We start from the raw sequence: 24,746 nt of genomic DNA on the forward strand, positions 1-24,746 counted from the left end.
GACTTCTCGGCAATGTTGCCGAGATTCGAGAAGCGCGGCCGGTCCGAGGACGATCTCGCCGCTTCGTGAGGGAGCCGATCGCGGGCCTGCGGCGTTTACCTTGGATCAATGAATTCGTGCCAGGCTGAATGCCATGAGACGTGATCGAACCCGCTTCCTTGCGGCCGTGATGGCCGCGGCGCTGGCCGCCGCGATGACTTCGGCGGCCCAGCCCGACCCGGAAGGGCCCGCGGCCGAGCGCGCGGCATCGGCCGCGGCGCCGACGAGCCTGCCGCAGGTGGCGCGCGACGGCGGCGGCAGCTTACGGGTCGGCGGCACGGTCGATGCGGCACTGCTGCATCCGGTTACCCGGCCGGGGCTTTACGGCATGAGCCAGCCGCCCGCCGGCAGCCGCTATGGCATCATCGCGGGACAGCTGATCCGCTATGACCCGGACAGCGCGCAGGTGCTGTCGATCATCCGGCAGGTGGACAGGATTCTCGACTAGCCTTGCAGCAGCGCGCGGGCGGCGTCCTTGGCGGCCGGGGTGATTTCCTCGCCCGAGAGCATGCGGGCGATTTCCTCTATGCGCTGGCTGGCGGTCAGGGCGGCCACGTGCGAGGTGGTCATGCCGCCTTCGACCGATTTCGCCACCCGGAAATGATGCCCCCCCAGCGCCGCGACCTGCGGGCTGTGGGTCACGACCAGAACCTGCGCGCCCTCGGCCAGCCGGGCTAGGCGCCGGCCGACCGCATCGGCGGTCGCGCCGCCGACGCCGCGGTCGATCTCGTCGAAGATCAGCGTCAGCGCGTCATTGCCGCGCGCCAGGCAGACCTTCAGCGCCAGCAGGAAACGCGACAGCTCGCCGCCCGAGGCGATGCGGTCCAGGGGACCGGCCGGGGCGCCCGGATTGGTGGCGACGGTGAAGGCCGCCGCGTCGCGGCCCTCGGGGCCGGGGTCGGCGGGCGTCACCAGCGTTTCGAAAACCGCGCGCTCCATCTTCAGCGGCGCGAGTTCGGCCGCCATCGCGGCATCGAGCCGCTTGGCGGCCGTGGCGCGCTGGTCCGACAGGGCGGCGGCGGCGCTGTCATAAGCGGCGTCAGCCGCCGCGACGGCCTCGCGCAGGCGCGCCAGGTCGCCCTCGCCGGCGTCGATGCGCGTCAGGCGGCCGCGCAATACTTCGGCCAGCCCGGCCAGGTCGTCGGCCAGCACGTCATGCTTGCGGGCCAGGGCACGCAGGGCGAACAGCCGCTCTTCGGTGGCCTCGAGGTCGCGCGGATCGAAATCCATCGCCTCCAGCGCCGATTCGACGCCGGCATGCGCCTCGCCCAGCTCGATCAGCGCGCGTTGCAGCGCGGCGGCGGGGGCCTCCAGCCGGCCCTCGGCCCGCTCGGCGGCGGCGTCGAGCCAGCGCGCGGCATCCAGCATCGCGCCCTCGGCCCCCGCGCTGCCCAGGGCCTGCAAGGCGCGCGACACATCCTCGCGGATGCGCTCAGCGCCCTGCATGGCGCGGCGGCGGGTGTCGAGCTCGGCCTCCTCGCCGGGCTGCGGGTCGAGCTTGTCCAGCTCGGCCACGGCATGGCGCAGGAACTCCTCCTCGCCCTTCGCGGCAGCCAAGGCCGCTTCGGCCCGCTCCTGCGCCGCCCGAGCCTCGCGCCGGGCCGCCCAGGCCGCGCGGACGGGACCGAGGTCGACGGCGGCAAAGGCGTCGAGCAGCAGCCGGTGGCCGCGCGGGTTCAGAAGGCCGCGGTCGTCATGCTGGCCGTGCAGCTCCACCAGCGTTTCCGACAGCAGCCGCAGCACCTCGCCCGAGGCGCGGCGGTCGTTGATCCAGCCGGTCTTGCGGCCGTCGCCACCGTTCACGCGGCGCAGGATCAGCTCATCCGAGACCGGGAAGCCGGCCTCGTCCAGCAGTGTGCGGGCGGGATGGCCGGCGGGCAGGTCGAAGACGGCGGTGACCTCGCCCTGGCTCGCGCCCTGCCGCACCAGATCGGCGCGGCCGCGCCAGCCCAGCACGAAGCCTAGGCAGTCGAGCAGGATCGACTTGCCGGCGCCGGTCTCGCCGGTCAGCACGTTCAGGCCCGGCCGGAAGTCCAGATCCAGCCGGTCGATCAGCAGCATGTCGCGGATTTCAAGCGAACGCAGCATCACCCCATCCTGCCGTGCGTGACGCGCGGGCTATAGCCACTTGCCCTGGATCACCTGGCGATAGACCCGGGTCAGCCAGCTGTCGCCGCGTGCCTCGGGCTTCAGCCCGTGGCCGCGCAGCTGCGCATAGGCATCCTCGTAGAAGGGCGAGGACTGGAAGTTGTGGCCCAGGATCGCGCCCGCCGTCTGCGCCTGGTCGTTCAGACCCAGCGCCAGATAGGCCTCGACCAGCCGCATCAGCGCCTCGGGCGTGTGGGTCGTGGTCTGGTATTCCTCGACCACGACGCGGAAGCGGTTGATGGCGGCGGTGTAATGGCCGCGCTTGAGGTAGTAGCGCCCGATCTCCATCTCCTTCGCCGCCAGATGGTCGAAGGCCAGGTCGAACTTCAGGATCGCCGAGCGGGCATATTCGGTGTCGGGATATTGCTCGATCACCTCGCGCAGCGATTGCAGCGCCTGGAAGGTCAGGCCCTGGTCGCGGCCGATCTCGTCGATCTGGTCGTAATAGCTGAGCGCCAGCAGGTATTTCGCATAGGCCGCGTCCTCGTCGCCCGGATAGGTGTCGATGAAACGCTGCGCGGCGCCGCGCGCCTCTTCGTAGTCGCGGGCGCGGTGATAGGAATAGGCCTGCATGATCAGCGCGCGCTTGGCCCATTCGGAATAGGGATAAAGCCGTTCGACCTCGGTGAAGTACTTCACCGCGTCCTTCGGCTTGCGCGTGTTCTCAAGCTCATACTCGCCGCGCTTGTAGATTTCCTCGGCGGTGAAATTCTCGAATGATTCGGGCGTTTTGCTCGCGCCGCCGCCACATCCTGCCAGAAGGCCAATCGACAGCACAGCCGCGACCAAGGAACCCGATCTGATGCCTGTCATTCCACCCTGCCCGTCAGAATCTTGCGTCGCCGCGACGGCGTCAGGCCGCGCGGCCCGGTCGTCCTAGCACAGAAAATCGGGCTGCGCAAAATGCCAAAACCGGAAAATCTGCGGCCCGGCCGTCACCTTCAGGCGACGGCCAGCTGGCGGAGTGGCGCGGCCATGCGCGCGGCCGCGGCGATCACGCCGGCACCCGGCAGGCGGCTTTCCATTTCCGGGGTCAGCGTGACCCATTCCCAGGCATCCGCCTGGGCGAAAAGCGCACGCAGCAGCTTGTTGGTCATGGCATGGCCGGCGCGGTGGCCGGTATAGCGCGCCAGCAGCGGCGCCCCGGCCAGCGCCAGGTCGCCCACCGCATCCAGCATCTTGTGGCGCACGGCCTCGTCCCGGTGGCGCAGACCGCCGGGCGACAGCACCTTGTCGCCGTCGAAGACCACGGCGTTCAGATAGGTGCCGCCAAGCGCCAGCCCGTTTTGCTGCATCCGCACCACGTCGGCCTGGCGGCAGAAGGTGCGGCTGTCCATCAGCTCATGCACGAAGCTGCCGTTCGCCATGTCCAGCGACTTTTCCTGATGGCCGATGGCGGCATCGGTGAAGTCGATGTCGAAATGCATTTCCAGGTGGTCGGCCGGCGACAGGCGGGCAAAGCCCTCGCCCATCTGCACCTCGACCGGGCGCAGCACGCGGATGGCGCGCAGGGGCGCGTCGGCTTGCTGGCGCAGCCCGGCCTCGAGAATGCCTTGCACGAAGGGCGCGGCCGAGCCGTCGAGGATCGGCACCTCGGGCCCGTTCACCTCGACCACGGCATTGTTGATGCCGGTGCCCGACAGCGCCGCCATGACATGCTCGACCGTCGAGACGGTGGCGCCCTGGCCGTTGTCCAGAAGCGTGCACAGCTGCGAGGGCGTCACCCGGTCCCAGCGCGCCGGGATGCGGGCGCGGTCCAGGTCGGTGCGCACGAAGACGATGCCGTGATCCGCCGGCGCCGGCAGGATGGCCAGCCGCACGGCCGCACCGGAATGCAGTCCGACGCCGCGGAACTGGGCTTTCTGAGCGATGGTGGTCTGCATGGTCTGGCCTGCCGGTTCTGTGAGTCGTCGCCGCAAGGGATTCTCGCGGCGTGACATTCAGTTAGGCACCGGCCCGCACTTCCTCAATTAACGAATTGTAACGGGGTGAAACAATCCATGCCGCGGTGCGGAAATATTCCGCCGATGCCCGGCAAGAGCCTGTTTTCGCCAATGAAAAAGGACCGCCGAAGCGGTCCTTCCAGATTCCTTGGGCGAAAACTTGTGAACGCCTCAATTGGCCTGGCGGCGCAGGAAAGCCGGGATCTCGACATTGTCGCCGCTGCGATCCGGGCTGGCCAGATCGTCGAAGCCGGCATCGAATCCGCCGCTGCGACGGGCCTGCACCCGCTCGCTGACGCGCTCGGCGATGGTCGAGGGCGCGGGCTTCTCGGCCTGTTCGCCATGGCCCGAGATGCGTTCCAGCATGCGGCTGAGGCCGGCCATGCGGCCCTGCCCGCGCGCCGCATCGGCGGCCGGCTGCTGCTGCGGCTGGGCCGGGCGGCCCTGGGCGGCGGCCTGGCGCTCGGGCGCCTTCTGCACGGCGGCGGCCAGGCGCTGCATCACCGCATCCGAGGGCGTGCCGGCCGGCGCCGGGGCACGGCTCGGGGCCACGAAGCCGCCGGCATCGCCGTTCAGCGCGTCGCGCGTCGGCGCGGCGGCCGGCTGGCGCAATTCGGGCTGATAGGCCGGGCGCGGCATGTCCTCTTCCTCATAGCGCGCGGCGGGGGCCGCGGGCTGCGCCTGCACGCGCGGCTGCATCATCGGCTGCGGCGCGGCTTCCGCCGTCGGCGCGACGCGGCGCGGCGGCACCGGCAGCTCTTCCTCGACGCGCTGGGTGACCGGCGGGTTCTGGGTCAGCGGCTCTTTCATGCCACGGCGCGGCGCGGGGATCTCGGCCGCCGAGGCGTCGATGCCGGTCGCCACGACCGAAACGCGGATCGTGCCTTCCATCGAGGGATCCATGGTCGAGCCGACGATGATATTGGCATCGGCATCGACCTTCTCGCGGATCTTCTCGGCCGCCTCGTCCATTTCGAACAGCGTCAGGTCGTAGCCGCCGGTGATGTTGATCAGCACGCCCTTGGCGCCGTTCAGGCTGATTTCGTCCAGGAGCGGGTTGGCGATGGCCTTCTCGGCCGCCTGCACGGCGCGGTTCTCGCCCGAGGCCTCGCCGGTGCCCATCATCGCCTTGCCCATCTCGTCCATCACCGCGCGCACGTCGGCGAAGTCGAGGTTGATCAGGCCCGGCCGCACCATCAAGTCGGTCACGCCCTTGACGCCCTGGTAGAGCACGTCGTCGGCCATGGCGAAGGCTTCGGTGAAGGTGGTCTTTTCGTTGGCCAGACGGAACAGGTTCTGGTTCGGGATGATGATCAGCGTGTCCACGACCTTCTGCAGGGCCTCGACGCCCTCCTCGGCCTGGCGCATGCGCTTTGTGCCCTCGAACTGGAACGGCTTCGTCACCACGCCGACGGTCAGGATGCCCATCTCGCGCGCGGCCTGGGCGATGATCGGCGCGGCGCCGGTGCCGGTGCCGCCGCCCATGCCGGCGGTGATGAAGCACATATGCGCGCCCATCAGGTGATCGACGATATCCTCGATGGTTTCCTCGGCGGCCTTGGCGCCGATCGAGGGCTTGGCACCGGCGCCCAGGCCCTCGGTCACTTTCGGACCGATCTGGATGCGGCTGTCGGCTTTCGAGGATTGCAGCGCCTGGGCGTCGGTGTTCGCGACGACGAATTCGACCCCTTCCAGCTGCTTGTCGATCATGTTGTTGACCGCGTTGCCACCTGCCCCACCGACGCCGAAGACGGTGATGCGCGGCTTCAGTTCCTGTTCGTCGTTCAGCATCAGGTGGATCTGCCGTTCCATGTCTCGCCTGCCTTTTCGTTTGCCGGACGCAGTTGGCCCGGTCGAATCCCCATTACCCGCAAGCCTAGCCAGATTCGGCCCGACCGTCACCCGAAAAACACAGTCAGACCACCAAATATGGCGGTCTGGCGGGGCGTTTTAGGCGGTATCTTGCCCATTCTCCAGCATGTGGTGTGGACAGGTGTCCGCACCACCGCATCGGCGCCGCGTTCAACTACCAGTTGTTGCGGAACCAGCGATAGGCCCGGCGCAGGCTGCGCGCCGGATAGTGTTCGGCGGGCATGTCGAAATCCCACCACTCGTCCTGCGGATGCGCGGTCAGCAACGACAGGCCGATGGCCGAGGAGAAACCCGGCGCGGTCGCGTTATGCGGCAGGCCCTGGATGCGCAGCGGCCGGCCGATGCGCACGTTCTGCCCCAGCATGCGCGCCGCCAGCACATCGAGCCCCGGGATCTGGCTGCCGCCGCCGGTCAGCACGATCTGGCGCGAGGGCATCGAATCGAAGCCGGCCGCATCCAGGATGCCGGCGACGTTTTCCAGGATCTCCTCGACGCGCGGGCGCATGATGCCGATCAGGTCGGCGCGGCTGACGGCGCGGCGGTCGGTGTCCCAGTCGCCGGTCTCGCCGCCCAGCTCGATCATCTCGCGGTCGTCGCGGCCGGTGGCTTCCAGCCCGCCATGCAGGGTCTTCAGCCGCTCGGCCACGGCATGGCTGACGCGCAGGCCCTTGGCGATGTCCTGGGTGATCAGCTCGCCGCCGAAGCGCACGGCATCGGCGAAGATCATGTGCTTCTTGATGAAGATCGACACGCCCGTGGTGCCGCCGCCCAGATCGACGCAGGCAGCGCCCAGCTCCTGTTCGTCCTCGACCAGCGCGGCCAGGCCCGAGGCATAGGAGGCCGACGCCACCCCCGCCAGCTCCATGTCGCAGCGCCGGATGCAATGCACCAGGTTGCTGGCCGCGTCGCCGTCGATGGTCAGCACGTGCATGTCGCAGGCCAGCCGGTTGCCCGACTGGTCGCGCGGGTCCGACAGCCCCGAGCGGCCGTCCAGGGCGAAGTTCACCGGCTGGGCGTGCAGAACCTCGCGGCCGCGGCCGAAATCCGGCACCTCGCACGCGGCCAGCACGCGGGCGACGTCGCCCTCGCCCACCTTTCCGGCGGGCAGCGGGATCTCGCCCGCCAGGCCATAGCTTGCCGGGCGCGCCCCCGAGATGCAGGCGATGACGTGATCGACCCGGACGCCGGCGACCTTCTGCGCCGACTGGATGACGGTGCGGATGGCGCGCTCGGTCTCGGCCATGGTCTCGATCTCGCCATAGCGCATGCCGCGCGACCGGGTGGTGGCGGTGCCGATGACGCGGAAATTCGACTGGCCGGCCATCGGGCCGACGCCGTCCGTCTCGCGGAACTGGCTGGGGCCGTCGAATTGCAGCACCAAGCAGGCGATCTTGGAGGTTCCGATGTCGAGGACCGCGATGACGCCGCGCTGCATCGCCTGTCGGCGCATCTGCCGCATCGCGCGCTGGCCCTGATACAGATCCTTCATCTTTCCCGCCCCTTCAGCCTGTTAGCCGCTTTTCTTCTTGCCGTTTGCAGATTTCTGTTCCGTCGTCTCGACCGCGATCGGCTTGCCGTCCGGGCCAAGCTCGGGCTGGCCGCGGGCGCGGCGGATGGCGTTCTGCGCCTCGAGCCCCAGCCGCACCACCGGCCGCTGCTGCTGGCGCAGGTCCACGACCGCGATGTCCCGCTCCAGCATGTGCTGGGCGCGGTCGATGGCGATGGCGCGTTCCAGCGCCTGCAGCGCGCCGTTCTCGGGCAGCTTGATGCGCTGGCCGCGGTCCAGCACCACGTCCCAGCGCCGCTCGCCCATGCGCTCGAGCCCGCGCAGCCGCGGCAGCACCGGGCCGGCGGCGTCGATCAGCGCCAAGGCCTCAGGTGCGGCGCGATCGGCCCCCTCGCCCGAGATGATCGGCAGGTCGCCCCGCACCTCGCGCGCGGTGACCGAGGCGACGCGGTGCCCGGTCTTGTCCAGCAGCTCGATGCCGCGGGCATGGCGCCACAGCACCGCCGGCACCCGTTCCGTCACCACGGCCGACAGCACGCCGCCGGGCTTGATGCGCAGGTCCACCGCCTCGACGGCATCCAGCTTCAGCACGCGCTCGCGCAGCTTTTCCAGGTCCAGATCGAAGCTCGAGGCCGGCAGGTCCACGGGCAGCATGGCGCGCAGCCCCTTGTCCACCACGGGCGAGGCACCCTCGATGGTCATCATGCGGACCATGAATTCGTCGCGGTGCTGGACCCTGTCGACGATGGCGTCGATGCCGCCGGTCAGGTTCGCGCGCCGCGTGTCGTCCGACAGCCAGATCCCCGCCACCAGCGCCGCCAGAAAGGCCGGCAGGCCGACATGCACCAGCCGCCGCACCAGCGGGCGCAGCATCATCCGGTTCAGCCGATAGGCCAGCCGCGAGGGCGCCGGGTCCTTGCGCACCGGGCGCGGCTGCTGCGAGGGCGCCGGGCGCGAGGGCACGTGCCGCACCGGCGCCGGCCTTCCGCCATCCCCCTGGCCGCGATGGAAATTCAGCCCCTGCATAGCGCCTCCTCGACGATCCAGCGGCAGAGCGCGGGGAAGTCCATGCCGACATGCGCCGCCTGTTCCGGCGCCAGCGAGGTCGGCGTCATCCCGGGCTGGGTGTTGGTCTCGAGGATGATCAGCCCGGCCAGCCCGCGCGATTCGTCCCAGCGGAAATCGCTGCGCGACAGGCCGCGGCATCCCAGCGCCTGATGCGCCCGCACCGCGAAATCGCGGCAGGCGGCGTCGATCTCGGCGGGGACTGCGGCCGGGATGACGTGGCGCGAGCCGCCGGGCTTGTATTTCGCATCGTAGTCGTACCAGCCCTCGGTGACGATCTCGGTCACGCCAAGCGCGCGGTCGCCCAGCACGGCGACGGTCAATTCGCGGCCGGGGGCATAGGTCTCGACCATGACCCGCGCCGGCATCTGGTCCGACAGCTGCGGCGGGGCATTGGCTGCCTCGTGCACGATATAGACCCCGACCGAGGAGCCCTCGTCATTCGGCTTGACGACATAGGGCGGCGGCAGGACGTGGCGGGCGCGCACCTCGGCCGCGTCGGCGATGACGCTTTCGACCACGGGGATGCCCGCCTCGCGAAAAGCCTGCTTTGCCCGGGACTTGTCCATGGCCAGCGCCGAGGCCAGCACGCCGGAATGGGTATAGCGCAGCCCCAGCCATTCCATCAGGCCCTGGACACAGCCGTCCTCGCCCCAACGGCCGTGCAGCGCGTTGAAGACCACGTCCGGCGCGGATTCGGCCAGACGCGCGGGCAGATCCCTGCCCGCATCCAATTCGACGACGTCATAGCCCGCCTGCCGCAGCGCATTCGCGCATTCCCGCCCGGACGAGAGGGAAACCTCGCGCTCGGCCGAGGGTCCGCCCATCAGGACCACGACTTTCGGGGCTGTCCTGCTCGACCTGCCCGCCAATTTTGCCTCATTCTCCCGGTTTGTCCGGGTGTTTATCGCGGCAGGATAGCGGGTTGCGGGGAATCGCAAAAGTCCCTTTTCGCGCTTGGCGCGAGATTTCCGGGGATGGCGGCGGGTTACGGCTCACCCACGCGGATGACTTCCCATTGCAGCTCATGCCCCGAGCTTTCGCGCACCTTGTCGCGGACCAGCTCGCCCAGGGATTCCAGTTCGGCCGCCGTGGCGCCTTCGGCGTTCACCAGGAAGTTCGGATGCTTTTCAGACATTTGCGCCCCGCCCAGCCGATGGCCGCGCAGGCCGGCGGCGTCGATCAGGCTCCAGGCTTTCAGCTCATGCGAATCGTCGGCCCGCCCGGTCGAGGAAAAGCCGGCCGGGTTGCGGAAGGTCGAGCCGGCCGAGCGGTCGCGGGTCGGCTGGCTGGCGTCGCGGCGCGCCAGCTGGTCGTCCATTTTCGCAGCGAGTTCAGTTGGTTCACCCGGGGCGGCGCGGAAGGTCGCGCGGGTCACGACCCAGCCTTCGGGCAGGTCGGAGTGGCGATAGGCGAGGTTCAGCGCATCGGCGGGCAGATCGTGGATGCCGCCGTCGCGCGCCACCGCCCGGACCGAGACCAGGTGGTCGGCGATATAGCTGCCGTAGCAGCCGGCGTTCATGCGCACGGCGCCGCCGATGCTGCCCGGGATGGTGCGCAGGAAGGTCAGGTCGCGCCCGGCCTCGGCCGCCTTGCGCGCGACGTGCGCATCCAGCGCGGCAGCGCCGGCAGTGACGGTTTCCCCTGCGATTTCAATGGCGTTGAAGCCGCGGCCCAACCGGATCACCACGCCGCGGATGCCGCCGTCGCGCACGATCAGGTTCGAGCCGACGCCCATCGGAAACACCGGCACGGCGGGGTCGAGCGCGGCGAGGAAGGCGGCCAGGTCGGCCTCGTCCGCAGGCTGGAACAGCCAATCCGCCGGGCCGCCGACGCGCAGCCAGGTCAGCTCGGCGAGCGGGCGGTTCGGGATCAGGGCGCCGCGGGGCGTGGGGAGGCTGTGGGTCATGGCCCGCGTGGTTAATCGCCGTTGCGCGGGGCGTCAATCGGGCGCGCGTTGCCAGGGGATGCCGTGGTGGGGGCGGAGCGCAGATTGGCCAGCAAATGCTGGGGTTTTGGCTGTGACGGGCGTGCACAGGCTGTACACCGGGCGTACACAGGGGATGCAGGGCGGGAACGCCCTCCAGCGCATGCAGCGTAATGGGCGTCACGAAGGTGCCGCAGCCTGTCTGATCGCGCTGTTCCTAACATATCTAGCCTAAGCGACATACTCACTCCATCGCGCTGAGCAGCACCGCCAGCGCCGAGACCGCGCCGATCAGCCACAGATCCCATGCCGCCGCCGGGGCCGGACGGACCGGCGAGGGGGTCAGGCGGGCGTAAAGCCAGCGGCCCGCCGCTCCTGTGGCAAGGCCTCCGGCGGCGATCAGCATCAGCAGATACATCAGCACCCCGGCAAGGCCCGGCAGATAGCCCCCCGTCTTGCTTTCGGCGATCAGGAAGCAGGTCGCGGCGGCGCCGAGCAGCAGCCCGAGCTCCAGCGCCAGACCGCGCCAACTGCGGGCGGCGGCGCGCAGGGCGCGGATGCCGGCGGTCAGCGCCACCGTCGCGGCGGCGATCAGCCAGACGATCTCCACGCCGCCTAGCGCAAGCCCCGCTGCGCCACGGCGCGGCGGCGGCGGGTCTCGAACGGGGGCCAGACTAGCAGCGACAGGCCCAGCGACAGGAACAGCACGCCGAAGCCCGGGCCGCAGAGATAGGTCAGCCAGCCCAGCACCGGCACGCCGCACAGCACCAGCGTCCACAGTGCGGCATGGCGCCAGCGCAGCCGCACGAAGGGCAGCAGGCAGGCCAGCACGCCCCACAGGACCGCGCAGAACGCCGCGACGAACGGATGGCCGGCCAGCAGCATCATGCCGCCTGTCCCATCAGCCGTTCGGGCAGGTTGTTGGCCCAGGCCGAGATGGTGCCGGCGCCGAGGCAGACCACCATGTCGCCGGGCCGGGCCTGTTCGCGGACCAGGCGCTCCAGGTCGCCCTCGTCCATCACGGCGCGGGCGTGGCGGTGGCCGTGGGCGATGAGGCCGGCGACCAGATCGTCGCGCGAGGCGCCGGGAATGGGCTCCTCACCCGCCGAATAGACCTCGGCGATGGCGACCACGTCGGCCTCGTTGAAGCAGGTGCAGAAATCGTCGAAGAGGCTGGAGAGCCGGGTGTAGCGGTGCGGCTGGTGCACGGCGATGACCCGGCCCTTGGTGGCCTGGCGCGCGGCCTTCAGCACGGCGGCGATCTCGACCGGGTGGTGGCCGTAGTCGTCGATGATGGTGACGCCGTTCACCTCGCCCACGCGGGTGAAGCGGCGGCCGACGCCGCCGAACCTGGCCAGCGCCTCGCGGATCTGGGCGCGCTTCATGCCCAGGTGGCGGGCGACCGCGACGGCGGCCAGCGCGTTCGAGACATTGTGGTCGCCCGGCATCGGCAGGGTGCAATCCTCGATGACCGGGGCGTCCTCCTCGGCCTGCAGGGCGATGTCGAAATGCGCGATGCCGTTTTCATAGCGCAGGTTTATCGCGCGGATGTCGGCCTGGGCGTTGAAGCCGAAGGTGACCACGCGGCGGTCGGTGGTGCGGCCGACCAGCGCCTGCACCTCGGGGTGGTCGGTGCAGCAGACGGCGAGGCCGTAGAAGGGGATGTTCGAGACGAAATCCTGAAAACCCTTGCGCAGCGCGTCGAAGCTGCCCCAGTGCTCCATATGCTCGGGGTCGATGTTGGTGACGATGGCGATGGTCGCCGGCAGGCGGTTGAAGCTGCCGTCGGATTCGTCGGCCTCGACCACCATCCATTCGCCGGCGCCGGCGCGGGCGTTCGAGCCATAGGCGTGGATCACGCCGCCGTTGATGACGGTCGGATCGAAGCCGCCGGCGTCCAGCAGCGTCGCCACCATGGTGGTGGTGGTGGTCTTGCCATGCGTGCCGGCCACGGCGACGTTCGAGCGCAGGCGCATGAGTTCCGCCAGCATCTCGGCCCGGCGCACGATGGGCAACCCGCGGCGGCGGGCTTCCTCGAGCTCGGGGTTGCCCTTCTTGATCGCGGTCGAGATCACGACCACGCCGGCCTCGCCGATGTTTTCCGCGCGCTGGCCCTCGAAGACCGCGGCGCCCAGCTTCTCCAGCCGGTCGGTGATCTTCGAGCGTTTCGCGTCCGAACCCTGAACGGCATAGCCCAGCGTCATCAGCACCTCGGCGATGCCCGACATGCCGATGCCGCCGATGCCGATGAAGTGGATGGGGCCCAGTTCGCCCGGAAGTTTGGTCGCTGCGTTCATCGGGATAGGTCCGTTACTAGATCTGCAAGGCGCTGCGCCGCGTCGGGGCGGGCGAGCTCCAGCGCCGCCGCTGCCATTCGGGTGGCGCGGGCGCTGTCGGAAAGGATGTCCCGCATGTCGCGCGCGAGGCTTTCGGCGTCAAGCACGGATTCGGGCAGAAGCACCGCCGCGCCGGATTCCGCCAAGGCGCGGGCGTTGGCGGTCTGGTGGTCGGCGGTGGCCGCGGCATAGGGGATCAGGATCGCCGGGCGGCCGATCACGGTGATGTCGGCGATGGACGAGGCCCCGGCCCGGCTGACCACCAGCTGCGCCTGCGCCAGCCGCGCCGGCACATCGTCGAAGAAGGGCCGCACGGTGGCGGCGATGCCCGCCGCCCGATAGGCGGCGGTGACGCGCTCGGCGTCCTCGGCCCGCGCCTGGTGGCTGACGATCAGGCGGGGGCGCATGGCCTCGAGCAGGCTGGCGATGGCTTCGGGCACCACGTCTGACAGCACGCGGGCACCCTGGCTGCCGCCGATGACCAGCAAGTGCAGCGGGCCGGTCTCGCCCGGCGGGGCATAGGGCGCGGCGGCCTGGTCCAGCACGGCCTGGCGCACCGGGTTGCCGGTGTGGATGCCCTCGACCGCCTCGGGCAGGCGCGTGGGCCAAGTGCCGCAGGCGACGCGGCTTACCCGGCGGGCGAAGGCCATGTTGACCCGGCCCATGACGCCGTTCTGTTCGTGGATCATGCGCGGGATGCCCAAAGCCAGCGCCGCCGCCATGGCGGGAATAGTCGGATAGCCGCCAAAGCCCACCACCACCGCCGGACGGTCGGCGCGAAAGCGGCGCATCGCGGTCAGCACGCCCGCGCCGATGCGGAAGGGCACGGCGAGCTTGGCCAGCGGCCCGCCCCGCGCGGTGGTGGCGGAACTGACGACCTCGCGCGCCACCTCGGCCGGGAAGGCGCCGGCATAGCGGGCGCCGCGCTCGTCGGTGGACAGCTTCACCCGCCAGCCGCGCGCCAGCAGCACCTCGGCCAGCGATTGCGCCGGAAACATATGGCCGCCGGTCCCACCGGCGGCGATCAGGCAAAGCGGAGCCGCGCTCATCCCCGGCCCCGCCCCAGCACGTCGCCGATGCGGCCCTGCGGGCGCGCGCGGGTCAGGGCCAGCAGCATGCCCATGGCGATGCCCGAGGCGATCACCGACGAGCCGCCATAGCTGACGAAGGGCAGCGTCATGCCCTTGGCCGGCAGGAGCCGCACCGCCACGCCCATGTTGATCAGCGCCTGCACGCCGAAGGCGCAGGCGAGCCCGGTGCCGCCGATGCGCGCGAACGGGTCGCGTTCGTCCTGCAAGCGCAGCAGCGAGCGGATGACGATGGTGGCGTAAAGCGCGATGATGATCAGGACCAGGATCAGCCCGTATTCCTCGGCCGCGACGGCGATGATGAAATCGGTATGCGCATCCGGCAGCGACCATTTGACCGAGCCTTCGCCGACGCCGACGCCGAAGAAGCCGCCCTCCTGGATCGCGTTCCAGGCATAGCCGAGCTGGGTGCGCGGATCGACCTCTGCGGCCAGGAAGCCGTTGATGCGGCGGGCGAAATGCTCGGACGCGCCATAGGCGAAGAAGCCGCCCAGCGCCGCCAGCCCCATGACGCTGCCCAGAAGGTAAAGTGGCGCCCCGGCGATGAAATACATCACGCACCAGGAAAACAGCACCAGCGAGGCCTGGCCGAAGTCGGGCTGCAGCGCCAGCAGCAGCACCACCACCACCGCCAGCCCGAAGGAGAACAGCTTGCCGGGCGGGCCGCCGACCTCCTGGCTTGCCGCCATGAACCAGGCGCAGATGGCGATGAAGCAGGGTTTCAGGAATTCCGAGGGCTGCACCGACATGCCGCCGGGCAGGCGCAGCCAGCGCACCGCGCCCTTGCCGAAATCGGTGCCGACGAAGGGCAGCGCCATCAGCACCACCAGCGCGGCCAGGAAACCCAGGACGCCGATCCGCCGCACCATCCGCGGCGAGAAGGTCGAGATCACCAGCATCGCCGCCAGCGCCATGGCGCCGAACACCGCCTGCCGGGTCACGTAATAGAACTGCGGCAGGCCGTTCTTTTCGGCCAGCGGCACCGAGGCCGCCAGCCCCAGAAGAAGCCCCACCGCGAAAAGCCCCAGCACGCAGGCCAGGGACCACCGGTCCAGGGTGCGCCACCAGCGGGGAAGAATCGGATCACCAGCCCGCACGGGCGTGGTGCCAAAGACCATCTCGGTCATGGGTTACCGCCGTCACTGCCTCGTTTGTCGTCGCCCGTTTTCCGGGTCTGGGCCGAATCATAGCGCGATTGGCCCGGGCACGCTACAGCGGATTGGTTAACGCAGCGGCAGCCCGGATCACATCGCGCGGAGGCGGCCGGATCTCGCACCGCCGCCCCTGCCTTCTTTGTTGTTCAAATACCCAACGGCAACCGCGCGGCCGGGCGCGGCGCCGCAGGTCGGGCTCAGACGCCTGCCGCGTCCTTGCGGGTGCGCCACAGCGACCAGGCGACGCCGGCGCCCAGGATGGCGAAGGTGATGCCCAGCGACTGCGCCGGCGGGAACTTCGCCAGCCCCATCAGGTCGGCGATGAACACCTTGGCGCCGATGAAGATCAACAGCACCGCCAGCGCCTGCTTGAGATATTCGAAGCGGTGGATGATCGCCGCCAGCGCGAAGAACAGCGCGCGCAGGCCCAGGATGGCGAAGATGTTCGAGGTATAGACGATATAGGGGTCGGTGGTGATGGCAAAGACCGCCGGCACCGAATCGACGGCAAAGATCACGTCGGCGATCTCGATCATCACCAGCGCCAGCAAGAGCGGCGTGGCATAGCGGCGCAGCCGGCCGGTCCTGGGGTCGGGCTGCCTGACCACGAAGGCATGGCCGTGCAGGCCTTCGGTCAGCGGCATGCGGCGGCGCAGGAAGCGCAGCACCGGGTTCGCTGCCATGTCGTGGTCCTTGTCGCCCACGAGCAGCATCTTGATCCCGGTCAGGATCAGGAAGCCGGCGAAGACATAGAGGATCCAGCCGTATTGCGCGACCAGCGTGGCGCCGACGCCGATCATGATGCCGCGCAGCACGATCACGCCCAGGATGCCCCAGAACAGCACCCGATGCTGGTAACGGCGCGGGATCGACAGCGTGGCGAAGATCAGCGCGATGACAAAGACATTGTCCATGGCCAGCGTCTTTTCGACCACGAAGGCGGTCATGTATTCGGCGGCGGCATTGCTGCCGAGCTGATACCAGACGAAGCCGCCGAACAGCACGCCCAGCGTGATGTAGAAACTCGACAGCTTCAGGCTTTCAGCAACGCCGATCTCCTTGTCGCCGCGGTTGAGCACGCCGAGGTCGAAGGCCAGAAGCAGGCCGACCAGGCCGACGAAGACCAGCCACAGCCAGATCGGCGTGCCGAGAAAGAGGGTGAGGTAGAAGGGTTCCACGGGTCAGGCTCCAGTTTGGGTGCTGGATGCCAGGCGCACGGGCGGGACGACGGGTTCCGGGCTGGCATCGAGCAGGCTCGATGCGGTCCGACATCACGACCTTTCGGTCGTCAGAGGGGCCCGGTCCGCCCGCAGGACTTGGGGGCTCGCGGCCCCGGCGCAAGGGGTGGGTGCGGATTTTTTGCCGAGGCGGCGGGATTCTGGGGCCTTTTCTATGCGCCTGCGCGGGATTAACTATCCCCTGCCCGACGGATGGGCCCGGCAGGAAGGAGCGCCCATGCTTTACAAGACCCAAGCCGAATGGCTGGCCGCGCCCAGAAAGCGCGTGCTGTTCTTCGGCATGTCGGGCCTCGGCAAGACCTATCTCGCCTCGATGCTGCGCGGCTCGGGCGAGTGGTTCCACTACTCGGTCGATTACCGCATCGGCACGCGCTACATGGGCGAGCTGATCGCCGACAACTTCAAGCGCGAGGCGATGAAGGTGCCGTTCCTGCGCGAGCTGCTTCTGTCGGATTCGGTCTATATCGCCAGCAACATCACCTTTGAAAACCTGGCGCCGCTGTCCACCTATCTCGGCAAGCCCGGCAGCGTGACCCGCGGCGGGCTGGAGTTCCCGGAATACATGCGCCGCCAGGGCCAGCACCGCGCCGCCGAGATCGCGGCGCTGCTCGACACCAGCCATTTCATCCGCCGCGCGCAAGAGCTCTATGGGCTGGGGAATTTCGTCTGCGATTCCGGCGGCTCGGTCTGCGAGGTGGTCGATCCCTTTGCCGAGACCGACCCGGTGCTGGACGCGCTGGAACGCGACCTGGCTCTGGTCTGGATCAAGGGCTCGCCCGCCCATACCCAGGAACTGGTGCGCCGCTTCGACCGCGCGCCGAAGCCGATGTATTACCAGCCGGATTTCCTCGACCGGGCCTGGACCGACTACCGGGTCGAGAAGGGCCTGGCCGAGGACGAGGTCAATCCCGACGACTTCATCCGCTGGACCTATGCCCGCGCCCTGGCCCATCGCCAGCCGCGCTACGAGGCCATGGCCCGGCGCGGCCTGACGATCCTGGCCGAGGAAGTGGCCGAGATCCGCACCCCGGACGAGCTGATCCGGCTGATCGGCCGGGCCATCGAACGAAAGGAAGCATGATGCCCATCACCCTACCGAATGACCTGCCCGCCTTTGACATCCTGTCGAACGAAGGCGTCATGGTCATGTCGCCGGGTCGTGCGGCGACCCAGGACATCCGGCCGCTGCGCATCGGGCTTCTTAACCTGATGCCGAAGAAGATCCAGACCGAGAACCAGTTCGCCCGCCTGATCGGCGCGACACCCTTGCAGATCGACTTCCAGCTGATCCGCATGTCGGACCACGAAAGCCGCAACACCGCCGCCGACCACATGGAGAGCTTCTATCGCCGTTTCTGCGACGTCGCGGCCACGGGCGAGAAATTCGACGGGCTCATCATCACCGGCGCCCCGATCGAGCACCTGCCCTTCGAGGCGGTGACCTATTGGGACGAGCTGACCCGCGTCTTCGAATGGACCCGGACGCATGTGCATTCCACCTTCGGCGTCTGCTGGGGCGGCATGGCCATGGCCTGGTATTTCCACGGGCTGAAGAAGCACATGCTGGAGCGCAAGGCCTTCGGCTGCTTCCGCCACCAGAATCTGGCGCCCTCCAGCCCCTATCTGCGCGGCTTTTCCGACGACGTGCTGGTGCCGGTCAGCCGCTGGACCGAGGTGCGCCAGCCCGAGGTCGACACCTGCCCGGGGCTGAACACGCTGATCGCCTCGGACCAGGTCGGGCCCTGCCTGCTGGAGGATCCGGGCCACCGCGCGCTCTATGTCTTCAACCATTTCGAATATGACAGCACCACGCTGAAGGACGAATACGACCGCGATGTGGCGGCCGGAAAGCCGATCAACGTGCCGGTGAACTATTATCCCGACGACGACCCCTCGCAGGCGCCGACGAACCGCTGGCGCAGCCATGCCCATCTGCTCTACGGTAACTGGATCAACGAGATCTACCAGACCACCTGGTATGACATCGCGCGCATCGGAGAGCGGTGAATGGCGAAGAAATCCGACGAGAAGGCGCTGGCCGCGACCCATCCCGACCTGCCCTTCGTCGGCGCCATCTCGCGCTACCTCGACAAGGACGCGCCCGAGGCGGTGCGCAAGGCGATCCGCGACGCGAGTGGCGACGAGATCCTGGACGCCTCCTATCCCTATCGCGACGAGATGAAGGGCAAGGAATACGACGCGCAGATGGAAGGGCTGCAGTTGCAGCTGGTGCGGCTGATGCGCGACGTGATCCACACCGGCAAGCGCATCGTGGTGCTGTTCGAGGGCCGCGACGCCGCCGGCAAGGGCGGCACCATCGAGCGGGTGCGCGAGAACCTGAACCCGCGCTCGGCCTATATCGCCGCCCTGCCGAAACCCAGCGAGCGCGAGGCCGGAGAGTGGTATTTCCAGCGCTATGTCGACTGGCTGCCGGCGGCGGGCGAGATCGCGCTGTTCGACCGCAGCTGGTACAACCGCGGCGTGGTGGAAAAGGTCTTCGGCTTCTGCACCGAGGCGCAGCGCGAGACCTTCTTCCGCCAGTTGCCATCCTTTGAAAGCATGCTGGTCGACGACGGGGTGATCCTGGTCAAGCTGTGGCTGAACGTCGGCCGGGCCGAGCAGCTGAAGCGCTTCCTCGACCGCGAGAAGGACCCGCTCAAGCAATGGAAGCTCAGTTCGATCGACGTGGACGGGCTGGCGAAATGGGACGACTACACCGACGCGATCCGCGACACGCTGCGGCGCAGCCATTCCGGCATCGCGCCCTGGACGGTGATCCGCTCGGACGACAAGCGCCGGGCGCGGATCGCGGCGATCCAGGCCATCCTGCGCGCGGTGGATTTCACCGGCCGCGACGATGCGGTGATCGGCAACCCCGATCCGAAGATCACCGGCGGGCCGGAGATCCTGGAACCATGACGCGGCTGCTGGCGGCCGTGCTGCTGGTCCTGGGACTGGCGCTGCCGCTGCAGGCGCAGGACCTGCCCGCGCCCGCCAGCACGACGATCAACGACTTCGCCGCGCTGCTGACGCCCGCCGATGCGGCGGCGCTGGACCGGGCGCTGTCGGACCTCGACCGCCAGACCGGGGTGCAGGGCACGGTGGTCACGCTCGACAGCAGCTACGGCGCCGGGCTCGAGGATTTCGCCACCCGGCTCTTCAACCGGTGGGGCGTCGGCCGGGCGGACCGCAACGACGGCTTCATGCTGCTGGTGCTGGCCCGGGACCGCGCGGCGCGCATCGAGCTTGGCGCCGGCTATCCGGGCGATGCCGATATCCTGGCCCAGGACATCATGCGCGGCACCATGCTGCCCGCCTTTCGCGACGGCCGCATGTCGCAGGGCATCCGCGAGGGCACGCTGGCGGTGATCGCGCAGATCGCCCTGCCCCAGGCCCAGGGCCGCGGCATCGAGGCTCCGCGCCGCAGCTGGCTCGCGCGGCTGTTCCCGGTCCTGTTCGGCGGCGCCTGGACCCTGATCCTGGCCGGCATGGGCTGGCGGCTGTGGCGCCGCAACCGCTGCCCGCAATGCGGCAGCCGCGGGCTGGAAACGACCCGCGCCCCGAACAGCCGGCCGCAGCCCGACGGCAGCACCCTGGTCTCGGACCAGGCGGTGACGCGGCGCTGCCCGCAGTGCGGCTGGAGCGAGACCCGGCTGGCGCCGCTGGGCACGCGCAGCTTCTACGGCCCGGCCGGCGAGCTGCTGCGCCAGGAACGCAACCCGGCCTTCCGCACCAGCCGCCCCGGCAGCTCGGGCTTCGGCGGCGGCGCGTCGCGCGGCGGCGGCGCCTCGGGGCGCTGGTAGGCCGTCGGTTTTGCGGGCACGGCCCGGCCGGCCGCCGGGCAAGGCTTGCGAGGTGGACCCGGGCCGGCTAGCGTCATGGCCATTCCGCCACCCATCCGAAAGGCCCCCGATGAAACTCCTGCGTTCCTCCGCCCTTGCGCTGATCCTCGCCGGCACCGCCGCCCATGCCGCCGATTCCGAATTGACGGTCTTCGACTGGGCCGGCTTCGAGGAGCCGGTGATCTTCCAGGGCTATATCGACAAGAACGGCGACAGCCCGACATTCGCCTTCTATGGCGACGACGACGAGGCCTATCAGAAGCTCGCCTCGGGCTTCAAGGCGGACGTGGCGCACCCCTGCTCGCAGATGGTGTCGAAATACCGCGACGCCGGGCTGATCGAGCCCTGGGACACCGCGAAGATCCCGGCCTTCGACACGCTCGACCCGAAATTCCTCGACTCGCCGATCTTCAAGGACGACCAGGGCGTCTGGTATATCCCGACCGACTGGGGCGCGACCGCCATCGCCTATAACAAGGACACCGTCCCGGCCGAGGACGTGGCCAGCCTGAACGTCTTCATCGACCCGAAGTACCAGGGCCGGGTGTCGCTGCCCGATTCGGCGGATGACGTCTGGGCGCTGGCCTATCTGGCGACCGGCACCACCGACTGGACCAAGGTCACGGACGAGCAGTTCAAGGCCGCCGCCGACTGGCTGCGCCAGGCGCATCAGAACGTCGCCGCCTATTGGGCCGACCCGGCCGAGCAGGCGCAGCTGATGGCCTCGGGTGCGGTGGACGTGGCCTGGTCCTGGAACGACGGCGTGGTGCTGCTGGAAAAGGACGGCTTCCCGGTCGGCTTCCAGCGCGCGCCCAAGGAGGGCAGCTCGACCTTCTTCTGCGGCTTCATCAACCTGAAGAACGGCCCGGGCAAGGAAGACAAGGCCTATGACTTCATCAACGCCTGGCTCGCCCCGCCGGCGGCCAAGGGCCTGCTGGACACCATCGGCTACGGCCATACCTCGACCGTCGCCATGGAGACGATCAAGGACGAGCCGGCGGTGAAGGAGGGCCTCTCGCCCATCGACGCGCCGATCCTGGCCCAGACCCCGAACGACCCGCAGCAGCGCGAGCGCCAGCTGCAGGAGTTCGAAAAGATCAAGGCCGGCTTCTGACGCCCTGAACCCGACCGGCGCCGAGCGATCGGCCCGGTCGCAGGGGTATTTGGAAAACAAAGAAGGCCGGTCCGCAGGCCCCGCCCTTCTTTGTTGGAAAAATACCCCAAGGGGTGAATTGGCCCGCGAAGCGGGGCAAGAGGGGAACGGCGTTCCACTCTCTTGCGCGCCGCCGGGCCGACGCCTATATCTGGGTCGTTCGGGTTCGCCCGGGCTATGGACATAAACGCGCAGGTAATAAGCGGATCGGACCCGGGGGCGGTACCCGGCGACTCCACCAGATTCCCTCGTTGGGGGCACATGGGGTCGAAACAGGATCGACGAACGTCTAAAGCTGTTTGCTTTGTCTCGGTGAGCTACCACCGTTATCGGTGCAAAATGTACAGTTGCCAACGACAACCGTGCTCCGGTCGCTCTGGCTGCGTAAGCAGCTCGGGTAACCGAAACTCAAGTCCTTCCGCCTAGCAGCGTAAGGCGGGGCCCGCAGGAGCCTGGCAACAGAATCCTGCACCCTCCCTTTCTTCTGGAAATCCGTGGCGCAGCGTCCTATCTCGGGCCGATGCAAGGGAATGCCGCCATGAAAGACCTGACCACTTCCGAGGCCGATGCGCTGATCGCCGAGATGGGCCGCAAGGCGCGGGACGCCGCCGCCGTGCTGGCCGAGACCACGGCCGAGCGCAAGCATGCCGCGCTGATCGGTGCGGCCGAGGCGATCCGCAAGGCCGAGGATGCGATCCTCGACGCCAATGTCCTCGACATGCACCATGCCGAGGAAAAGGGCCTGAGCCCGGCCATGCTCGACCGGCTGAAGCTGGACCCGGCGCGCATCCGCGCCATGGCCGAGGGGCTGCGCTCGGTCGCGGCCCAGGCGGACCCGGTGGGCAAGGTGCTGGCCGAATGGGACCGGCCGAACGGGCTGCATATCCGGCGCGTGGCCACGCCCCTGGGCGTCATCGGCGTGATCTACGAAAGCCGGCCCAATGTCACCGCCGATGCCGCTGCCCTGGCGCTGAAGGCCGGCAATGCGGTGATCCTGCGCGGCGGCTCGGAAAGCCTGGAAAGCTCGGCCGCCGTCCATGACGCGCTGGTCGCGGGGCTCAAGCAGGCCGGCCTGCCCGAGGCGGCGATCCAGATGGTGCCGACCCGCGACCGCGAGGCGGTGGCCGCCATGCTGCGGGCGCAGGAATTCATCGACGTGATCGTGCCGCGCGGCGGCAAGGGCCTGGTCGGGCTGGTGCAGAAGGAAGCCCGGGTGCCAGTCTTTGCCCATCTGGAAGGCATCTGCCACGTCTATGCCGACCGCGACGCCGACCTGGAGAAGGCCCGCCGCGTGGTGCTGAACGCCAAGACCCGGCGCACCGGCATCTGCGGCGCCGCCGAATGCCTGCTGATCGACTGGCAGTTCTATACCAGGCACGGCGCCGTGCTGGTGCAGGATCTGCTCGACGCCGGCGTCGAGGTGCGGGCCGAGGGCGAATTGGCCCGGATCGCCGGCACGGTGCCGGCCGAGCCCTCGGATTTCGGGCAGGAATTCCTGGACAAGATCATCGCCGTCCGGCTGGTCGATGGCGTCGAGGAGGCGATCGCGCATATCCGCCGCTACGGCTCGGGCCACACGGAATCGATCCTGACCGAGAATGACGCCACCGCCGAGCGCTTCTTCAAGGGTCTCGACAGCGCCATCCTGATGCGCAACGCCTCGACCCAGTTCGCCGATGGCGGCGAGTTCGGCATGGGCGGCGAGATCGGCATCGCCACCGGCAAGATGCATGCCCGCGGCCCGGTCGGCGCCGAGCAGCTGACCAGCTTCAAATACCTGGTCACCGGAGACGGGACCATCCGCCCCTGATGGATGCCGAACGGCTGCACCAGGACGACCGTCACCGCATCACGCTGTTTCGCGGCATGGGCGGGAGCCGGCAGGCCGTCGTCACCTTCGAACACGGCCGCGACGTGGCGATGCGGGGCTTCACCCCGCCGTCCTGCCCGCGCTTTGCCCGGCGGCTGGGCATCGACGCGCTGGTGGTACAGACCGCGCGGCGCGACTGGTTCCTGTCGCCGCAAAGCGCCGCGCTGGCCCAGGCGCTGTCCCTTGCCACCGCAGCCTATGCCGAGGTCACCGCCACCGGCTTTTCGATGGGCGGCTATGCGGCGCTGCTTTATTCCGCCGCCTGCCGGGCGCGGCGGGTGATGGCGGTTTCGCCGCAATATTCGATCGACCCGGCGGTCGCGCCCTTCGATCCCGACCGGCACGGGAAATTCGCCCGCATCGGCCAGCCCATGCCGCGGCCGGAAACACAAGGCGACACCGGCATCGGCGGGCTGCTGCTTTATGATCCCTCCATCGCCGCCGACCGCGCCCATGCGGCGCGGGTGCGGGCGGGTTTTCCCGGGCTGACTGCCGTGGCGCTGCCGCATGGCGGCCATCCGGCGACCGGGGTGATCGCCAGTGGCACCGGCCACTTGGCCGAAATGCTGGTTCGGGACCGCATCGACCCGCAGGCCATCCGCGAGTTGCACCGCGCCGCGCGGCGCGGCAATCCCGCCTATCGCCTGCGCCTGGCCGAGGCCGCCCTGCCTCGTCACCCGCAGCGCGCGGCGCAAGAGTTGCGCGCCCTGGCCGCCGAGGCCCCGCCCGGTCCGGCCATCGAGGCGGCGCTTTTGCTGCTGGAACGGGGCGATCCGCGCGCCGAGACCCTGCTTGCCGCGCGGCTGGCCGAAGAGCCCGATCTGCCGCCCCGCCTGCTGCGCCGGCTCACGCGCGCGCTCGACGGCGCCTAGAACGCGATCTCGCCGCCGCTCTCGTCCAGTTCCCAGCTCAGCGGCCGCCCGGCGGCGCGGGCGAAGCCGGCGAGCAGCAGGAAATGCACCTCGGAGGAGGCCGGTTCGGGCCGGGCGCGGGTCGCGTCCGGGTCGAGCCAGGACCACAGCGCCGGATCGGGCTTGGTGCGGCTCGATTCAGCCACCAGCCGCCAGCCCGAGGCGCCGCGGCACACCAGCACCCGCCCGCCCCAGGGCAAGGCGGTTTCCAGGCACATCAGCGCCAAGAGGATCATCCGCGCCTCGGCTCGCGGCAGGTCGCCCTCGGCCTCGAGCCGCAGCTTGAGGCGGCCGCCCTTCTCGACATCGGCCAGCAGCGCCGACAGTTCGGACAGGCTCAGCCGCTGGTCGGGCGAGGCATGGCCGAAGGCGACGCGGAACCAGCGGATCCGCGCCCGCGCTGCCTCGACGCTTTCCGCGATCAACTGCATCTCGGCGCTGCGGGCGATGCCCGGAAACTCACCCGACAGTTCCAGCAGCTCCAGCCCGTTGCCGATGGCGCCAAGCGGCGAGACGATGTCATGGCACAGCCGCGAGCTGACCAGCGCCGCCAGCCGCTCTGGCTCGGTTCCGAAGGGCAGCCGGGGATCGCGATGGATTGTCAGATCGTCCATGAGGAATTAGCCTGCAAAGCGCCGAAGGAAAGGGCGTGA

Annotated in this window: 23 protein-coding genes and 1 other RNA gene; 9 read left to right on the forward strand and 15 right to left on the reverse strand. The window is 69.3% G+C overall.

Going from position 1 to position 24,746, the window contains the following annotated elements; translation table 11 throughout:
* Positions 1-133: 133 nt before the first annotated feature.
* The gene (locus tag E3D03_RS11885; protein ID WP_263567138.1) at positions 134-487 is read left to right on the forward strand and encodes a hypothetical protein; all 354 of its coding nucleotides are present in this window, start codon (positions 134-136) and stop codon (positions 485-487) included.
* Here E3D03_RS11885 and recN read toward each other — a convergent pair.
* The 14 genes from recN to E3D03_RS11955 form a co-directional block, all read right to left on the reverse strand.
* Positions 484-2,127 (reverse strand): DNA repair protein RecN, encoded by a 1,644-nt coding sequence (recN, locus tag E3D03_RS11890; RefSeq protein ID WP_263567139.1) that lies wholly within the window; start codon positions 2,125-2,127, stop codon positions 484-486. The two genes, E3D03_RS11885 and recN, sit on opposite strands and share 4 nt — an antisense overlap.
* A 30-nt stretch (positions 2,128-2,157) precedes the next feature.
* Positions 2,158-3,000, reverse strand: a complete 843-nt coding sequence (locus E3D03_RS11895) for an outer membrane protein assembly factor BamD (RefSeq protein WP_017999982.1) — start codon at positions 2,998-3,000, stop codon at positions 2,158-2,160.
* A gap of 128 nt (positions 3,001-3,128) precedes the next feature.
* Entirely contained in the window at positions 3,129-4,070 is a 942-nt protein-coding gene (lpxC, locus tag E3D03_RS11900) for a UDP-3-O-acyl-N-acetylglucosamine deacetylase (RefSeq protein ID WP_263567140.1), read from the reverse strand.
* A gap of 231 nt (positions 4,071-4,301) precedes the next feature.
* Entirely contained in the window at positions 4,302-5,942 is a 1,641-nt protein-coding gene (ftsZ, locus tag E3D03_RS11905) for a cell division protein FtsZ (RefSeq protein WP_263567141.1), read from the reverse strand.
* Positions 5,943-6,156: 214 nt separating this feature from the next.
* Positions 6,157-7,491, reverse strand: a complete 1,335-nt coding sequence (ftsA, locus tag E3D03_RS11910; RefSeq protein ID WP_062560258.1) for a cell division protein FtsA — start codon at positions 7,489-7,491, stop codon at positions 6,157-6,159.
* Positions 7,492-7,512: 21 nt separating this feature from the next.
* Positions 7,513-8,535: a cell division protein FtsQ/DivIB gene (locus tag E3D03_RS11915; RefSeq protein WP_263567142.1), complete on the reverse strand. Its 1,023-nt coding sequence runs from the start codon at positions 8,533-8,535 to the stop codon at positions 7,513-7,515.
* On the reverse strand, positions 8,523-9,446 hold the full coding sequence (locus E3D03_RS11920) for a D-alanine--D-alanine ligase (protein ID WP_263567143.1): 924 nt from the start codon (positions 9,444-9,446) through the stop codon (positions 8,523-8,525). Before E3D03_RS11920 ends, E3D03_RS11915 begins: the two co-directional genes overlap by 13 nt.
* 116 nt (positions 9,447-9,562) lie before the next feature.
* A complete protein-coding gene (gene murB, locus E3D03_RS11925; RefSeq protein ID WP_263567144.1) occupies positions 9,563-10,483 on the reverse strand; it encodes a UDP-N-acetylmuramate dehydrogenase in 921 nt (306 codons plus the stop codon).
* Between the two features lie 262 nt (positions 10,484-10,745).
* Positions 10,746-11,111: a hypothetical protein gene (locus E3D03_RS11930; RefSeq protein ID WP_263567145.1), complete on the reverse strand. Its 366-nt coding sequence runs from the start codon at positions 11,109-11,111 to the stop codon at positions 10,746-10,748.
* Positions 11,112-11,116: 5 nt separating this feature from the next.
* Complete coding sequence (locus E3D03_RS11935) at positions 11,117-11,389, reverse strand: DUF2484 family protein (RefSeq protein ID WP_062563640.1); 273 nt, start codon at positions 11,387-11,389, stop codon at positions 11,117-11,119.
* Positions 11,386-12,798: a UDP-N-acetylmuramate--L-alanine ligase gene (murC, locus tag E3D03_RS11940; RefSeq protein WP_263567146.1), complete on the reverse strand. Its 1,413-nt coding sequence runs from the start codon at positions 12,796-12,798 to the stop codon at positions 11,386-11,388. The genes E3D03_RS11935 and murC overlap by 4 nt, the downstream gene beginning before the upstream one ends.
* Positions 12,795-13,886, reverse strand: a complete 1,092-nt coding sequence (gene murG / locus E3D03_RS11945; RefSeq protein WP_263567147.1) for an undecaprenyldiphospho-muramoylpentapeptide beta-N-acetylglucosaminyltransferase — start codon at positions 13,884-13,886, stop codon at positions 12,795-12,797. Before murG ends, murC begins: the two co-directional genes overlap by 4 nt.
* Entirely contained in the window at positions 13,883-15,052 is a 1,170-nt protein-coding gene (locus E3D03_RS11950) for a putative peptidoglycan glycosyltransferase FtsW (RefSeq protein WP_062563637.1), read from the reverse strand. Before E3D03_RS11950 ends, murG begins: the two co-directional genes overlap by 4 nt.
* Positions 15,053-15,276: 224 nt before the next feature.
* Positions 15,277-16,257, reverse strand: a complete 981-nt coding sequence (locus E3D03_RS11955; protein WP_263567148.1) for a TerC family protein — start codon at positions 16,255-16,257, stop codon at positions 15,277-15,279.
* 277 nt (positions 16,258-16,534) lie between these two features.
* On the opposite strand from E3D03_RS11955, the gene E3D03_RS11960 reads away from it, so the two are divergent.
* From E3D03_RS11960 to E3D03_RS11995, 8 genes are all read left to right on the forward strand, one after another.
* Positions 16,535-17,398 carry an ATPase gene (locus tag E3D03_RS11960; protein WP_263567149.1) on the forward strand — a complete coding sequence of 288 codons (864 nt, stop codon included), beginning with the start codon at positions 16,535-16,537 and terminating at the stop codon, positions 17,396-17,398.
* Entirely contained in the window at positions 17,398-18,324 is a 927-nt protein-coding gene (locus E3D03_RS11965) for a homoserine O-succinyltransferase (protein WP_263567150.1), read from the forward strand. Before E3D03_RS11960 ends, E3D03_RS11965 begins: the two co-directional genes overlap by 1 nt.
* Entirely contained in the window at positions 18,325-19,236 is a 912-nt protein-coding gene (gene ppk2 / locus E3D03_RS11970) for a polyphosphate kinase 2 (RefSeq protein WP_263567151.1), read from the forward strand.
* Positions 19,233-20,120 carry a TPM domain-containing protein gene (locus E3D03_RS11975; RefSeq protein ID WP_263567152.1) on the forward strand — a complete coding sequence of 296 codons (888 nt, stop codon included), beginning with the start codon at positions 19,233-19,235 and terminating at the stop codon, positions 20,118-20,120. Before ppk2 ends, E3D03_RS11975 begins: the two co-directional genes overlap by 4 nt.
* A gap of 109 nt (positions 20,121-20,229) precedes the next feature.
* On the forward strand, positions 20,230-21,273 hold the full coding sequence (locus tag E3D03_RS11980; protein WP_062563631.1) for a PotD/PotF family extracellular solute-binding protein: 1,044 nt from the start codon (positions 20,230-20,232) through the stop codon (positions 21,271-21,273).
* A 158-nt stretch (positions 21,274-21,431) separates the two neighbouring features.
* Positions 21,432-21,785, forward strand: a transfer-messenger RNA (tmRNA) gene (gene ssrA / locus E3D03_RS11985).
* A 65-nt stretch (positions 21,786-21,850) separates the two neighbouring features.
* The gene (locus tag E3D03_RS11990) at positions 21,851-23,122 is read left to right on the forward strand and encodes a glutamate-5-semialdehyde dehydrogenase (protein WP_263567153.1); all 1,272 of its coding nucleotides are present in this window, start codon (positions 21,851-21,853) and stop codon (positions 23,120-23,122) included.
* Positions 23,122-24,054 carry a hypothetical protein gene (locus E3D03_RS11995; protein WP_263567154.1) on the forward strand — a complete coding sequence of 311 codons (933 nt, stop codon included), beginning with the start codon at positions 23,122-23,124 and terminating at the stop codon, positions 24,052-24,054. Before E3D03_RS11990 ends, E3D03_RS11995 begins: the two co-directional genes overlap by 1 nt.
* Here E3D03_RS11995 and E3D03_RS12000 read toward each other — a convergent pair.
* Positions 24,051-24,707, reverse strand: a complete 657-nt coding sequence (locus tag E3D03_RS12000; protein WP_062563620.1) for a histidine phosphotransferase family protein — start codon at positions 24,705-24,707, stop codon at positions 24,051-24,053. The genes E3D03_RS11995 and E3D03_RS12000 overlap by 4 nt on opposite strands.
* Positions 24,708-24,746 lie beyond the last annotated feature (39 nt).

It is taken from the genome of Paracoccus sp. DMF, assembly GCF_004407025.1.
Lineage (GTDB): Bacteria > Pseudomonadota > Alphaproteobacteria > Rhodobacterales > Rhodobacteraceae > Paracoccus > Paracoccus aminovorans_B.